The sequence below is a fragment of the Geodermatophilus sp. SYSU D00079 genome, assembly GCF_054050635.1.
In genome coordinates, this window is sequence record NZ_JBJGZS010000002.1 from 164,810 (window position 1) to 179,636 (window position 14,827).

A 14,827-nucleotide genomic window follows, 5' to 3' on the forward strand; every position below is an offset into this window, starting at 1 on the left:
TCGCCACGGTGCGGTGGAGAGCCCGCCGGCGGACGCCCGTCACCCGGTCTGTGGAACTGCTGCTCAGGTGTGGACGCATCAGTGATGTGCGGTTGTGGTGCGTTCCTGGCTCAGAACGCGCCGCAACCGCACATCACACGCCCAACAGGGAGCGGGGTCAGGCCTCCGGGGTGGGGGCGAGGACGACGTCCACGGTGAGCGGGCCCTCGCCGGCCACGATGTCGAGGGCGGCGATCCGGCCCGCCTCGGCCAGGTCGCGGCGGCCGGCCTCCACCAGCGGCACCTGCTCGGCCGGCGCGGTCACCGTCGCCGACTCGACGTCGGCCCGCATCGACTGCTTGGCGTCGGACTTGGCCTTGCGCACCCCGGCCAGCGCCGCGGCCACGACCGTCACCACCGACGGGTCGCCGCCGGTCGGCAGCTCGGACGCGGCCGGCCACGCGGCCCGGTGCACCGAGCCGGCCTGCCACCAGGACCAGACCTCCTCGGTGACGAACGGCAGCACGGGGGCGAACAGGCGCAGCTGCACCGACAGCGCGATCGCCAGCGTGGCCTGCGCGGAGCGGGCGGCGTCGTCCGACCCGTAGGCCCGGGACTTCACCAGCTCCACGTAGTCGTCGCAGAACGACCAGAAGAACCCCTCGGCGACCTCGAGCGCGCGGGTGTAGTTGTAGGCCTCCATCGCCGCGGTGGCCTCGTCGACCACGGCCGCGAGGCCGGCCAGCAGGCCGAGGTCCATCGGCTCGGTCACGGCCGAGGCCGACAGGTCGGCCGACGCGCCCAGCCCCAGCACGAACTTCCCGACGTTGAGGATCTTGATGGCCAGCCGGCGGCCGACCTTCATCTGCGCCTCGTCGAACGGCGAGTCCGCGCCCGGCCGCGCCCCGGCGGCCCGCCACCGGACGGCGTCGGTGCCGAAGCGCTCCAGCACGTCGATCGGGGTGACGACGTTGCCCTTGGACTTCGACATCTTCTTGCGGTCGGGGTCGACGACGAAGCCGGAGATCGTCGCGTGCGTCCACGGCACCGTGCCGAACTCGAAGTGCGAGCGGACGACGGTGGAGAACAGCCAGGTGCGGATGATGTCGTGCGCCTGCGGCCGCTGGTCCATCGGGAAGACCTTGGCGAACAGCTCCGGGTCGGTGTCCCAGCGCGAGGCCACCTGCGGGGACAGCGACGACGTCGCCCAGGTGTCCATGACGTCGGGGTCGGCCATGAACCCGCCGGGCACGCCGCGCTGCTCCTCGGTGAACCCCTCCGGCACGTCGGACGACGGGTCGACCGGCAGCGCCGACTCGGGGGCGAGGATCGGGTCGGAGTAGTCCGGCTCGCCCTCGGCGTCCAGCCGGTACCAGACCGGGAAGGGGACGCCGAAGAACCGCTGCCGGCTGATCAGCCAGTCGCCGTTGAGGCCCTCGACCCAGTTGTCGTACCGGTGCCGCATGTGCTCGGGCACCCAGGTGATCTCCCGGCCACGGGCGATGAGGGCCTCGCGCAGGTCGGCGTCCCGGCCGCCGTTGCGGATGTACCACTGTCGCGTGGTGACGATCTCCAGCGGCCGGTCGCCCTTCTCGAAGAACTTGACCGGGTGGGTGATCGGCTTCGGGTCGCCGTGCAGGTCGCCGGACTCGCGCAGCAGCTCGACCATGCGCTCGCGGGCGGCGTGCGCGGTCTTGCCGGCCAGCTCGCGGTAGGCCGACGTCGCGCCGTCGGAGGACAGGCCCGCCGGCGGGTCGGCCACCAGCCGGCCGTCCCAGCCGATGACCGCGCGGGTGGGCAGCTGCAGCTCCCGCCACCAGGTGACGTCGTTGAGGTCGCCGAAGGTGCAGATCATCGCGATGCCCGAGCCCTTGTCCGGCTCGGCGAGGCGGTGGGCGACCACCGGCACCTCGACGTCGAACACCGGCGTGCGCACGGTGGAGCCGAACAGCGACCGGTAGCGCTCGTCGTCGGGGTGGGCGACCAGGGCGACGCAGGCGGGCAGCAGCTCGGGGCGGGTGGTCTCGATGAAGACCGGGCCCTCGGGGCCGGAGAAGGAGATGCGGTGGTAGGCGCCGGGCCGCTCGCGGTCCTCAAGCTCGGCCTGGGCGACCGCCGTCCGGAAGGTGACGTCCCAGAGGGTCGGCGCCTCCTGCGCGTAGGCCTCGCCGCGGGCGAGGTTGTGCAGGAACATGCGCTGCGCCGTGGCGCGGGAGGACTCCGAGATCGTCCGGTAGACGTTCGACCAGTCCACCGACAGCCCGACCCGGCGCCACAGCTTCTCGAACTCGGCCTCGTCCTCGGCGGTCAGCCGCTCGCAGAGCTCGACGAAGTTGCGCCGGGAGATCGGCAGCTGGTCCTTGCCCGGCTTGGCCGGGGGCCGGAAGTCGGGGTCGTAGTGCAGCGACGGGTCGCAGCGCACGCCGTAGTAGTTCTGCACCCGGCGCTCGGTGGGCAGGCCGTTGTCGTCCCAGCCCATTGGGTAGAAGACGTGCTTGCCGCGCATCCGCTGGTAGCGGGCGACGATGTCGGTGTGGGTGTAGCTGAACACGTGCCCCACGTGCAGGGAGCCGCTGGCCGTGGGCGGGGGGGTGTCGATCGACCAGATCTGCTCGCGCGGGCCGGCCAGCGCGGCCGCCCGGTCGAAGGCGTAGGTGTCCTCGGTCGCCCAGCGACCGGTCCACTTCTCCTCGAGCCCGTCCAGCGACGGCTTCTCCGGTGCGCCGACGGAGCCGCCCGGGGCGGGGGTGTCCGGGGTGCGGGTGTCGGTGACCATGTACCTCATCCTAGGAAGTGGGCGGCTGGCATCCTGGGGAGGATGAGCAGCAGCAGTTCCGAGGGCCCCCCCGACCTCGCCCGTGTCGAGGAGGAACTGCTGGCCCGCTGGCCGGAGAGCCGCCTCCAGCCGTCACTCGGCCGCATCTCCGCCCTCGTCGACCTGCTGGGCAGTCCCCATCGTGCCTACCCGGTCGTCCAGGTCGCGGGCACCAACGGCAAGACGACGACCGCCCGCATGGTCGACGAGCTGCTGCGCGGCTTCGGGCTGCGGGTGGGCCGGTTCACCAGCCCGCACCTGGAGTCGATGCGCGAGCGGATCGTCCTCGACGGCGAGCCGGTGAGCGCGCAGCGGTTCGTGGAGACCTACGACGACATCGCCCCCTACGTGCAGATGGTCGACACCGCCGGCGAGCACCCGATGAGCTTCTTCGAGGTCATGGTCGGCATGGCGTACGCGACCTTCGCCGACGCCCCGGTCGACGTCGCGGTCATCGAGGTCGGCATGGGCGGCACCTGGGACGCCACCAACGTCGTCGACGCCCGCGTCGCGGTCGTCACCCCCGTCGCGCTCGACCACGCCGAGTACCTCGGGCCCGACGTGACCACGATCGCCGGTGAGAAGGCCGGGATCATCAAGCCCGACGCGATCGCCGTCCTCGCCCGGCAGCAGCCCGGCGCGCTGGACGCGTTGGTCCGCCGCGCGGTCGAGGTGGAGGCCGTCGTCGCCCGCGAGGGCACCGAGTTCGGCGTCCTCGAGCGGAAGGTCGCCGTCGGCGGGCAGCAGCTGCGGCTGCAGGGCCTGGGCGGTGAGTACGAGGACGTCTTCATCCCGCTGTTCGGCGCCCACCAGGCGCAGAACGCCGCCACCGCGCTGGCGGCCGTCGAGGCGTTCCTCGGTGCCGGCGCCACCACCGGCCCCGTGGACGTCGACACGGTGCGCGCCGCGTTCGCCGCCGTCCGCTCGCCCGGCCGGCTGGAGCGCGTGCGCACCAGCCCGACGGTGCTGGTCGACGCCGCGCACAACCCCGCCGGCATGGCCGCGACGGTGGAGGCGATCCGCGAGTCCTTCGACTTCACCCGCCTGGTCGGCGTGGTCGGGGCGGTGCGGGGCAAGGACGTCGCCGGGATGCTGGCGGCGCTCGAGGACGTCTGCGCCGAGCTCGTCGTCACCCAGAACAGCTCGGCGCGCGCGATGCCGGCCGACGAGCTGGGGGCACTGGCGGTCGACGTCTTCGGAGCCGACCGGGTCAGCGTCTCCCCGCGGCTGCCCGAGGCGCTCACGGAGGCGATCGAGCTGGCCGAGGCCGGGCCGGACGACGCCCTCGGCGGCTCCGGTGTGCTGGTCACCGGCAGCGTGATCACGGCGGGGGAGGCCCGCACGCTCATGGGCGGGACGACGCCGTGACGGCTCCCGACCCCGTGCGGGCGGCCCGGGCGCTGCGGGGCGCGGCCGCGGGCGTGCTCGTGCTCGAGGGCATCGCGGTGCTGTTCGTGCCGCGGGGGATCGCGCAGAGCGGCCCCGGCCTGACCGGCGGCCGGCTCACCGCGCTGCTGGTCCTGGCGGTGCTGCTGGTCCTCGCCGCGGGCGTGCAGCGCCGGGCCTGGGGGCTGGTCGCGGCCACCGCGCTGCAGGTGCCGCTGCTGGCGACCGGCCTGCTCAACAGCGCGATGTGGTTCGTCGCCGGTGCGTTCCTGCTCATCTGGCTGTACCTGCTGCAGATCCGCAAGGAGCTGCTGGGCTCCCCGTTCCGGGAACCCGCGCCCAGGAGCGGCGGCGATCCGCCCGCGTAGGCTCCGCGCTCGTGTCTGAAGCCACTCCCCGCACCCTGGTCCTCGTCAAGCCCGACGGCGTCGCCCGTGGCCTGGTCGGCGAGGTGATCTCGCGCCTGGAGGCCAAGGGTCTGCGCCTGGTCGCCGCCGAGCTGCGCACCCTGACCGCCGAGGTCGCCGAGACGCACTACGCCGAGCACCGGGAGCGGCCGTTCTTCCCGTCGCTGGTGGAGTTCATCACCAGCGGCCCGCTCATGGCCCTGGTCGTCGAGGGTCCGCGGGCGATCGAGGCCTTCCGGGCCCTGGCCGGCGCCACCGACCCGGTGCAGGCCGGCCCGGGCACCATCCGCGGCGACTTCGCCCTCGAGGTGCAGAACAACATCGTGCACGGCTCGGACTCGCCGGAGTCCGCCGCCCGCGAGATCGCGCTGTTCTTCCCCGACCTGGGCTGAGGCCCCGTCGAGATCACGCCATCTCGCACCTGCCCGCCCGCGCGGCGGTGCGAGATGGCGCGATCTCGACGCCCACCGGCACGCGTCTACCCTGGACGGGTCATGACTGGTGCCACGCTCTATCCCCGCCTCGAACCGCTCCTCGCGCAGGTGCAGAAGCCGATCCAGTACGTCGGCGGTGAGCTCAACGCGCAGGTGAAGGCCTGGGACGACGTCGCCGTCCACTGGGCCCTGATGTACCCCGACGCCTACGAGGTCGGGCTGCCCAACCAGGGCCTGATGATCCTCTACGAGGTGCTCAACGAGCGCCCCGACGCCCTGGCCGAGCGCACCTACGCCGTCTGGCCCGACCTCGCCGGCCTGATGCGCGAGCACGGCGTGCCGCAGTTCACCGTCGACGCCCACCGCGCCGTGCGCGACTTCGACCTGCTCGGGGTCAGCTTCGCCACCGAGCTGGGCTACACCAACCTGCTCGAGGCCCTCGACCTGGCCGGCGTCCCGCTGCACGCCCTCGACCGCGACGAGAGCCACCCGGTGGTGGTGGCCGGCGGGCACGCGGCGTTCAACCCCGAGCCGATCGCCGACTTCGTCGACTGCGCCGTCCTCGGTGACGGCGAGCAGGCCGTCGGTGACATCACCGATGTCGTCGCGGCGTGGAAGGAGCAGGGCCGGCCCGGCGGCCGGGTCGAGCTGCTGGCCCGCCTCGCCCGGGTGGACGGCGTGTACGTGCCGCGGTTCTACGCGGTGTCCTACGGCCCGGACGGCGCGATCGCGGCCGTCACCCGCACCCGGGACGACGTCCCGGCGCGGGTCGGCAAGCGCACCGTCATGGACCTCGACGAGTGGCCCTACCCGAAGACGCCGCTGGTGCCGCTGGCCGAGAGCGTGCACGAGCGGATGAGCGTGGAGATCTTCCGCGGCTGCACCCGCGGCTGCCGGTTCTGCCAGGCCGGGATGATCACCCGCCCGGTGCGTGAGCGGACCATCACCGGCATCGGCTCCATGGTCGACCAGGGGCTGCGGGCCACCGGCTACGAGGAGGTCGGGCTGCTGTCGCTGTCCAGCGCCGACCACTCCGAGATCGGCCAGCTGGCCAAGGAGCTCGCCGACCGCTACGAGGGCACCAACACCGGCCTGTCGCTGCCGTCGACCCGCGTGGACGCCTTCAACGTGACCCTGGCCAACGAGCTGTCCCGCAACGGGCGGCGCAGCGGTCTGACCTTCGCCCCCGAGGGCGGCAGCGAGCGGATCCGCCGGGTGATCAACAAGACGGTGTCCAAGGAGGACCTCGTCCGCACCGTCACCACCGCCTACGCCAACGGCTGGCGGCAGGTGAAGCTCTACTTCATGTGCGGTCTGCCCACCGAGACCGACGAGGACGTGCTGGAGATCGCCGAGCTGGCGGTCGAGGTGATCCGCGCCGGGCGCGAGGCCAGCGGCTCCAAGGACGTCCGCTGCACCGTCTCCATCGGCGGGTTCGTGCCCAAGCCGCACACGCCGTTCCAGTGGGCCGGGCAGGCCAGCGCCGAGACCATCGACCACCGGCTGCGGGTGCTCCGGCAGGCCATCAACAGCGACCGCCGGATCGGCCGCTCCATCGGCCTGCGCTACCACGACGGCAAGCCCGGCGTGGTCGAGGGCCTGCTCTCCCGCGGGGACCGCCGCGTCGGCCGGGTCATCGAGCGGGTGTGGCGCGAGGGCGGCAGGTTCGACGGCTGGAGCGAGCACTTCTCCTACGAGCGCTGGACGGCGGCCGCGGCCGAGGAGCTGCGCGCCTTCGGCGTGGACCTGGACTGGTTCACCACCCGGGAGCGCACCCAGGAGGAGATCCTGCCCTGGGATCACCTGGACTCCGGGCTGGACAAGGAGTGGCTCTGGGACGACTGGCAGGAGGCCCTGAGCGAGGAGGAGGTCGCCGACTGCCGGTGGACCCCCTGCTACGACTGCGGCGTCTGCCCGACCAACGGCACCGAGATCCAGATCGGCCCGACCGGACGCAGCCTGCTCCCGCTCACGGTCGTCGGCCGCTAGTGGCGCGCCAGCCGGAGGGCCCGCCCCCGCCGCCGACCGTCCAGAAGCTGCGGCTGCGCTACGCCAAGCGCGGCCCGCTGCGCTTCGCCTCCCACCGCGACCTCGCGCGGGCGCTGGAACGCGCGCTGCGCCGGGCCGGGGTGCCGATGGCGTTCTCCGCCGGGTTCAGCCCGCACCCGAAGATCTCCTACGTCGGGGCGGCGCCGACCGGTGCGGCCAGCGAGGCCGAGTACGTCGAGATCGGCCTGGCCGAGGCCCGCGACCCCGAGGCGGTGCGGGCCGCGCTCGACGCGTCCCTGCCCCCGGGGGTCGACGTCCTCGAGTGCGTCGAGGCCGCCGAGGGCGGCGGCTCGCTGGCCGACCGGATCGACGCCGCCCGCTGGCGCGTGGAGCTGCCGGGCGTGGAGCCGGAGGAGCTGGCCGCCGCCGTCGCCGCCTTCCTGGCCAGCGACGTGGTGACCGTCGCCAAGCGCACCAAGAACGGCCTGCGGGACGTCGACGCGCGGGGGCCGGTGGCCTCCGCTGCGGCGGCCGGCACAGCAGGTTGTGCCATACTGACCATGGTCGTCCGGCAGGTGACGCCCGCCGTTCGACCCGACGACGTGTTGGCCGCTCTTGCTGCCGTCGCCGACCTGTGCCCGCCGTCGCCCCCTCGGGCCGTGCGTGAGGCGCAGGGCCGGCTCGACGACAGCGGGATCGTGGCCGACCCGCTCGGTCCGGACCGCGCGGCGCGCACCCGCTGCCAGGGGGAGCACGCGGCGGTCTGACCGGTGGGGCCGGAGCCTCGCGACGTCGAGCGGCACGGCTGCCAGACGTGACGCACCCCGAGATCTCGCAGGACCGAACACCAGCTCCACCCGGCACCGGCCGCGGTACCACCGCGCGGGTGCCGGCCACAGACTTCGCGAGTCGAGCTCGCCGCCGTACCCGCGCGGCGGCCCGACCCGCCCAACCCGTGCTCCTGCGCGGCCGCCAGTCCCCGTGATCGGCGCCCGGGAGCACCACACAGGAGGCGAGCCCTCGTGGCCGACCAGAACGACGACACCACCCCCGTCCCCGCAGAGCCCACGCCGGCCGCCGTCTCGGCGGAGCCGGCCGACGAGGGCCTGGACCCCGCGGTCCTGCCCACCGACGCCGGGGCCACCGACGCGGAGTCCACCGACGCGGGGGCCACCGACACCGGGGCCACCGACACCGAGGCCACCGACGCCGCCGAGACGACGCCGGAGCTCGCGCCCGAGGCGCTGCCCGTCCAGGCCGAGACGACTCCCGTCGTCGAGCCGGGACCGGCCGCCGAGCCGGAGCCGGCCGCCGCCGGGGACGACGCGGCACCCGGCGCCGCGGCGACACCCGGCACCGCGGCGGCGCCCGAGGCCGAGCACGAACCGGAGCCCGAGGAGCACCCGGCCTCCCGGTTCGGTGCCCAGTTCAGCTCCCCGGAGCCCACGGCGGTCATCGCCCGGCCCCGCCGCCGCGCCACCCGCCCGGCCGGTGCCGCCGACCCCGGGGCCTACGCCGCCGTCCCGCCCGCCGCGCCGCCGATGCCGGCCTTCGTCAGCTTCGTCGCCCCGGCCGAGCCCGAGGCGCCGCCCGCACCGCGCCGGCGCAGCCGCCGCCCCGCGGAGTCCCCGGTGGTCGAGGAGGCCGACACCGAGCCGGCGGAGGACCGCGACGAGGAGGCGCCGGCCCCCCGGTCCCGTCGCGGGCGCTCCCGCCGCCGCGGCGCCGGTGACGAGCCGGCCGCTCCCGTCGAGGCGGTCGAGACCGACGAGGACGAGCCCGCCGACACCGAGGCCGACACCGACGCCGAGGTCGACGCCGAGGCGGAGGACCGCGACGACAGCGGCCCGGCCGGCAGCCGTCGTCGCCGCCGCGGTCGCCGTGGTCGCGGCCGGGGCCGCAGCGGGGACGACGCCGGCGACGCCGAGGACTCCGACGCGGACCAGGACGAGGACTCCGGCGACGAGCAGGGCGCCGAGGACTCCGACGAGGACGACACCGAGGGTGACGCCGAGGGCGGCGAGGACACCGCCGAGGGCGACGAGGCCGAGGGCGGCTCCAGCACCCGCCGCCGTCGCCGGCGCCGCCGCCGGGGCAGCAGTGGCGACGGCGAGGCCGCCGCGGAGGCCGAGGACGACCGCCCGGAGCGGGCCGGCCGCAACGGCCGCACCACCAGTGACGACGACGTCAAGGGCGTCACCGGGTCCACTCGGCTGGAGGCCAAGCGCCAGCGTCGCCGCGACGGCCGGGACAGTGGCCGCCGCCGCGCGCCGATCCTCACCGAGGCCGAGTTCCTGGCCCGCCGTGAGGCCGTCGACCGCACGATGGTCATCCGCCAGCGGGGCGAGCGCACCCAGATCGCCGTCCTCGAGGACGACGTGCTGGTCGAGCACTACGTGACCCAGGCGCAGGCGACGTCCTTCGCCGGCAACGTCTACCTCGGCCGGGTGCAGAACGTGCTGCCCAGCATGGAGGCGGCGTTCATCGACATCGGCAAGGGCCGCAACGCCGTCCTCTACGCCGGTGAGGTCAACTGGGACGCCGCGGGCCTGTCGGGCAAGCAGCGCTCCATCGAGCAGGCCATGAAGTCCGGCGACAAGGTGCTGGTGCAGGTCACCAAGGACCCGATCGGCCACAAGGGCGCCCGCCTGACCCAGCAGATCAACCTGCCCGGCCGGTTCCTGGTCTACGTGCCCGGCGGGTCGATGACCGGCATCAGCCGCAAGCTGCCCGACACCGAGCGCCAGCGGCTCAAGGACATCCTCAAGAAGATCGTCCCCGAGGACGCCGGCGTCATCATCCGCACCGCCGCCGAGGGGGCGTCGGAGGAGGAGCTCACCCGCGACGTCGCCCGGCTGCAGGCGCAGTGGGAGGTCATCTCCAAGAAGGCGGAGTCCACCTCCAGCGCGCCGACGCTGCTCTACGGCGAGCCCGACCTCGCCATCCGCGTCATCCGCGACGTGTTCAACGAGGACTTCAAGGAGCTCGTCGTCCAGGGCGACGACGCCTGGGACACCGTCGAGGCCTACGTCGCGCACGTCTCCCCGGAGCTGACCGGCCGGCTGTCCCGGTTCACCGGCGAGGGTGACGTCTTCCGCGACCTGCGCATCGACGAGCAGCTGGCCAAGGCGCTGGACCGCAAGGTGTGGCTGCCCTCCGGCGGTTCGCTGGTCATCGACCGCACCGAGGCGATGACCGTCGTCGACGTCAACACCGGCAAGTTCACCGGCTCCGGCGGCAACCTCGAGCAGACCGTCACGCGCAACAACATGGAGGCGGCCGAGGAGATCGTCCGTCAGCTCCGGCTGCGCGACATCGGCGGCATCATCGTCATCGACTTCATCGACATGGTGCTCGAGAGCAACCGCGACCTCGTGCTGCGCCGGCTGACCGAGTGCCTGGGCCGCGACCGCACCAAGCACCAGGTCGCCGAGGTCACCTCGCTGGGTCTGGTGCAGATGACCCGCAAGCGCGTCGGCCAGGGGCTGCTCGAGGTCTTCTCCGAGCCGTGCGAGCACTGCCGCGGCCGCGGGGTCGTGGTGAACACCGACCCGGTCGACGAGCGCCGCCGCAGCGGCGGCAACGGCTCGGGCGGACCCGGCGGCGGCAACGGCCGCCGTGACCAGGGCCGTCCCGACCGCGGCAAGGACAACGGCCAGCAGGCCAGGGAGGCCACTCCGGCCGAGGCGCCCGAGCCGGCGGCCCGCGAGACCGTCGCCGTCGAGGTGGCGTCGCCGGCGTCCGGCACGCCGGACGGCGAGGGCGACGGTCCGCGTGCCGGTGGCCGCCGCAGCCGGGGCCGCCGCGGTCGCAGCCAGGCCGGCGAGGAGCGGGCCGCCGAGGACGCCGCGGTGCTGACCCCGTCCACGGGCGACGCCGACGCCGACGCCGACGACCAGACCACCCCGGACGACGCCCCCGTCCCGGCCGAGGTGACGGTCGCGGACACCGCCGGTGCGCCGGCCGAGCCGGTCGCGGACGACGCGCCCGTCCCGGCCGAGGTGACGGTCACGGACGCCGCCAGCGGGCCGGCCGAGGTCCCGGTGGCGGTCGAGGCCCCGGCAGCCGAGGCCGGCGCGCCGGCCGACACGGGCACGCCGTTCGAGGCTCCGCTGCCGGTCGCGACCGACGAGGAGGCGGTGCCCGCCGGCGCCGGCCCCGACGACGCCGGCCCGGTGGACGAGCCCGCCGACGAGGCCCCCGTGGCCGACGCCCCGGTCGCCGACGACGGGAGCGCCACCGCGGTGGTCACCCGCCCGCGCCGCCGTCGTGCGGCCAGCCGGCCGGCCGGACCGCCGGCCTCGTAGGCCCACCCGGGGTTCGGGCACCGGTTCGACCCGGTCCCGATCCCTCGGGTACGCTGGTCGGGTTGCACCGCCACGGGCCGGGCACCTCAGGGTGTCGCCTGGCAGGCGTGCGGCCCGTCCAGCACCCGGCGCCCGTCGCCGGGGTGCACGCAGGACACGTAGAAGCGATCGAGGAGTCAGTGGTGTACGCAGTCGTGAAGGCCGGTGGCCGGCAGCACAAGGTGGCCGTGGGCGACCGGTTCACGGTCAACCGTCTCGCGGGTGAGGCGGGCGACACCGTCACCCTCCCGGCCCTCCTGCTGGTCGACGGTGACACCGTCACCAGCGACGCGCAGGCGCTGGCCGGCGTGACCGTGACCGGCGAGATCGTCGGCCACGGCAAGGGTCCGAAGATCCGCATCCACAAGTTCAAGAACAAGACCGGCTACCACAAGCGTCAGGGGCACCGTCAGCCCCTCACCGACGTCGTGGTCCGCGACATCACGAAGGGCTGACGACGACATGGCACACAAGAAGGGCGCCTCGTCCTCCCGCAACGGCCGCGACTCCAACGCGCAGCGCCTCGGCGTCAAGCGCTTCGGTGGTCAGGTCGTGAAGGCCGGCGAGATCATCGTGCGCCAGCGCGGCACCCACTTCCACCCGGGCCTGGGTGTCGGCCGCGGCAGCGACGACACGCTGTTCGCCCTGGAGGCGGGCTCGGTCACCTTCGGCACGCGGCGCGGTCGCCGGACCGTCTCCATCGCCGCCGTCGAGGCCTGAACACCACCGTTCCACTCGCCGGCTCGCAGTGAGCCCGCGGACGGGGCGGACCGACAGCACGCGCACGAGCGCACGGGCCACCGGCCCGTGCGCTCGTGGCGCTTGACACCCGAGAACTGAGAGGCGGCGCGGACATGGCCGCTTTCGTCGACCGCGTGGTCGTGCACGTGGCGGCCGGCAACGGTGGCCACGGGGTGGCGTCCATCCACCGCGAGAAGTTCAAGCCGCTGGGCGGGCCCGACGGGGGCAACGGCGGGGACGGCGGCAACGTCGTCCTCGAGGTCGACCCCAGCGTGCACACGCTGCTGGACTTCCACCACCGCCCGCACCAGAAGGCCGGCAACGGCCGCCCGGGCGAGGGCAGCAACCGCCACGGCGCCCGCGGCGAGGACCGCGTCCTGCGCGTGCCCGCCGGCACCGTGGTGAGCACCCCCGACGGCCGGGTCATCGCCGACCTCGTCGGCGCCGGCACCCGCGTCGTCCTCGCGCACGGCGGCAAGGGCGGCCTCGGCAACGCCGCGCTGGCCAACGCCCGGCGCAAGGCCCCCGGCTTCGCGCTGCTCGGCGAGCCCGGCGAGGCGTTCGACGCCGTCATCGAGCTCAAGAGCATCGCCGACGTCGGTCTGGTGGGCTTCCCCTCGGCCGGCAAGTCCTCGCTGATCGCGGCGATGTCCGCAGCGCGGCCGAAGATCGCCGACTACCCCTTCACCACGCTGGTGCCCAACCTCGGCGTGGTCCGCGCGGGCGACGTCGCCTTCACCATGGCCGACGTGCCCGGGCTGATCCCCGGCGCGTCCACCGGCAAGGGCCTGGGCCTGGAGTTCCTCCGCCACATCGAGCGCTGCGCCGTGCTGGTGCACGTGGTCGACATGGCCACGATGGAGCCCGGCCGCGACCCCGAGAGCGACATCGAGGCCCTGGAGCACGAGCTCGCCGAGTACAGCGGCGAGGAGATCGACCTGGTGGGCCGGCTGCGGATCGCCGTCCTCAACAAGATCGACGTCCCGGACGCCCGCGAGCTGGTCGACCTGGTCCGCGGCACCCTGGAGGAGCGCGGGCTGCAGGTCTTCCCGGTCAGCGCGGCGACGGGGGAGGGGCTGCGCGAGCTCGGCTTCGCCCTCGCGACCGCGGTCGACGAGCACCGGGCCGCGCTGCCCGAGCCCGAGGCGGCCCGGATCACCCTCACCCCGCGCGCGGTCGACGACAGCGGCTTCACCGTCGAGCGCGACCCCGAGGACGACGAGGCGTTCGTGGTCCGCGGGGTCAAGCCGGAGCGCTGGGTGCGCCAGACCGACTTCACCAACGACGAGGCCGTGGGCTTCCTCGCCGACCGGCTCAACCGGCTCGGTGTGGAGGAGGAGCTGGCCAAGGCCGGCGCCCGCGAGGGGGACGCGGTCACCATCGGCGGGGTCACCTTCGACTGGGCGCCCACCCTGCCGGCCGGCACCCTCACCGTGGAGGAGAGCGCCGGTCTGGGCGGGCGCGGCACCGACGCGCGCATCGACGCCCCCCACCGGGTGCGGGCCGAGGAGCGGCTGGCGGCCAAGCGGGCCCGCCGTGTGCCGTTCGAGCTCAGCGACACCTGGAACGAGGAGGACCTCCCGGCCGGAGACGACCAGTGAGCGCCCGGCCGGAGATCGCCGGCGCCCGGCGGGTCGTGGTCAAGGTGGGCTCCTCGTCGCTCACCACCCTGCCCGGCGGGCTCGACGAGGGCCGGCTGTCGGCGCTGGTCGACGTCCTCGGGGCCGTGCGTGCCGCCGGCCGGGAGGTCGTGCTGGTCTCCTCGGGGGCGATCGCCGCCGGCCTGGCGCCCCTGGGCATCGAGGGCCGGCCGCGGGACCTCGCCACCGCGCAGGCCGCGGCCAGCGTCGGGCAGCTGCGGCTGGTGCAGACCTACGCCGACGCGTTCGCCCGCCACGACGTCACCGTCGGCCAGGTGCTGCTCACCGCCGACGACCTCACCCGGCGCAGCCACTACCGCAACGCGCAGCGCACCGTGGAGCGGCTGCTCACCCTCGGGGTGCTGCCGATCGTCAACGAGAACGACACCGTCGCCACCGAGGAGATCCGCTTCGGCGACAACGACCGGCTCGCCGCCCTCGTCGCCCACGTCGCCCACGCCGACGCGCTGTTCCTGTTCTCCGACGTCGACGGCGTCTACGACGGCGACCCGCGCCAGGGGCCGGCCCAGCTGCTGGACACCGTGCGCGACCCCGCCGACCTCGACGTGGTCACCCTGGGCACGGCGCGCCGCAACGGCGTGGGCACCGGTGGCATGGCGACCAAGGTGGAGGCCGCGCTGATCGCCGCGCACGCCGGCGTGCCCGTCGTGGTCACCTCCACCGTGCAGGCCGCCGCGGCGCTGGCCGGGGAGTCGGTGGGCACCCGGTTCGCCGTCATGGGTCCCCGTCCGCGCGCCCGGCAGTTCTGGCTGCGGTTCGCCACCCGTCCCCGGGGGCGGCTGGTGCTCGACGAGGGCGCGGTGCGCGCGGTGCGCGAGCGCAACGCCTCGCTGCTGGCGGCCGGCGTCACCGGCGTGGTCGGCGACTTCCTCGCCGACGACCCCGTGGAGCTGGTCGGCCCGGACGGCGTCGTGGTCGCGCGCGGCCTGGTCGCGTTCGACGCCCGCGAGCTGCCGCCGCTGCTGGGCCGCAAGACCGGCGAGCTGGACCCGGAGTACCAGCGGGAGCTGGTGCACCGCGACGAGATGGTGCTGGTCCGGCGCCCGTCCCTGGGCTGAGAGACTGCCGG

The 14,827-nt window shown here is 74.6% G+C and carries 11 protein-coding genes; 10 read left to right on the plus strand and 1 reads right to left on the minus strand.

Features of this window, described 5'->3' with window-relative positions; genetic code table 11:
• Positions 1-157: 157 nt before the first annotated feature.
• Positions 158-2,755 (minus strand): valine--tRNA ligase, encoded by a 2,598-nt coding sequence (valS, locus tag ACI79E_RS02955; RefSeq protein WP_456931052.1) that lies wholly within the window; start codon positions 2,753-2,755, stop codon positions 158-160.
• Between the two features lie 42 nt (positions 2,756-2,797).
• Between valS and folC the strand changes: the two genes are divergently transcribed.
• The 10 genes from folC (at position 2,798) to proB (ending at position 14,816) form a co-directional block, all read left to right on the plus strand.
• The gene (gene folC / locus ACI79E_RS02960; protein WP_456931053.1) at positions 2,798-4,162 is read left to right on the plus strand and encodes a bifunctional tetrahydrofolate synthase/dihydrofolate synthase; all 1,365 of its coding nucleotides are present in this window, start codon (positions 2,798-2,800) and stop codon (positions 4,160-4,162) included.
• Positions 4,159-4,548, plus strand: a complete 390-nt coding sequence (locus ACI79E_RS02965; RefSeq protein ID WP_456931054.1) for a DUF4233 domain-containing protein — start codon at positions 4,159-4,161, stop codon at positions 4,546-4,548. Before folC ends, ACI79E_RS02965 begins: the two co-directional genes overlap by 4 nt.
• An 11-nt stretch (positions 4,549-4,559) precedes the next feature.
• Positions 4,560-4,979, plus strand: a complete 420-nt coding sequence (ndk, locus tag ACI79E_RS02970) for a nucleoside-diphosphate kinase (RefSeq protein WP_456931055.1) — start codon at positions 4,560-4,562, stop codon at positions 4,977-4,979.
• Between the two features lie 102 nt (positions 4,980-5,081).
• On the plus strand, positions 5,082-7,010 hold the full coding sequence (locus tag ACI79E_RS02975; protein WP_456931056.1) for a TIGR03960 family B12-binding radical SAM protein: 1,929 nt from the start codon (positions 5,082-5,084) through the stop codon (positions 7,008-7,010).
• Complete coding sequence (locus ACI79E_RS02980; protein WP_456931057.1) at positions 7,010-7,777, plus strand: TIGR03936 family radical SAM-associated protein; 768 nt, start codon at positions 7,010-7,012, stop codon at positions 7,775-7,777. The genes ACI79E_RS02975 and ACI79E_RS02980 overlap by 1 nt, the downstream gene beginning before the upstream one ends.
• A 255-nt stretch (positions 7,778-8,032) precedes the next feature.
• Positions 8,033-11,317 (plus strand): Rne/Rng family ribonuclease, encoded by a 3,285-nt coding sequence (locus ACI79E_RS02985; RefSeq protein WP_456931058.1) that lies wholly within the window; start codon positions 8,033-8,035, stop codon positions 11,315-11,317.
• Positions 11,318-11,499: 182 nt separating this feature from the next.
• Positions 11,500-11,811: a 50S ribosomal protein L21 gene (gene rplU, locus ACI79E_RS02990; RefSeq protein WP_089405053.1), complete on the plus strand. Its 312-nt coding sequence runs from the start codon at positions 11,500-11,502 to the stop codon at positions 11,809-11,811.
• 7 nt (positions 11,812-11,818) lie between these two features.
• Positions 11,819-12,076: a 50S ribosomal protein L27 gene (gene rpmA / locus ACI79E_RS02995; protein ID WP_456922643.1), complete on the plus strand. Its 258-nt coding sequence runs from the start codon at positions 11,819-11,821 to the stop codon at positions 12,074-12,076.
• Positions 12,077-12,210: 134 nt separating this feature from the next.
• On the plus strand, positions 12,211-13,698 hold the full coding sequence (gene obgE, locus ACI79E_RS03000) for a GTPase ObgE (protein ID WP_456931059.1): 1,488 nt from the start codon (positions 12,211-12,213) through the stop codon (positions 13,696-13,698).
• Positions 13,695-14,816, plus strand: coding sequence for a glutamate 5-kinase (proB, locus tag ACI79E_RS03005; RefSeq protein WP_456931060.1), 1,122 nt, complete (start codon positions 13,695-13,697; stop codon positions 14,814-14,816). Before obgE ends, proB begins: the two co-directional genes overlap by 4 nt.
• Positions 14,817-14,827: the final 11 nt, after the last annotated feature.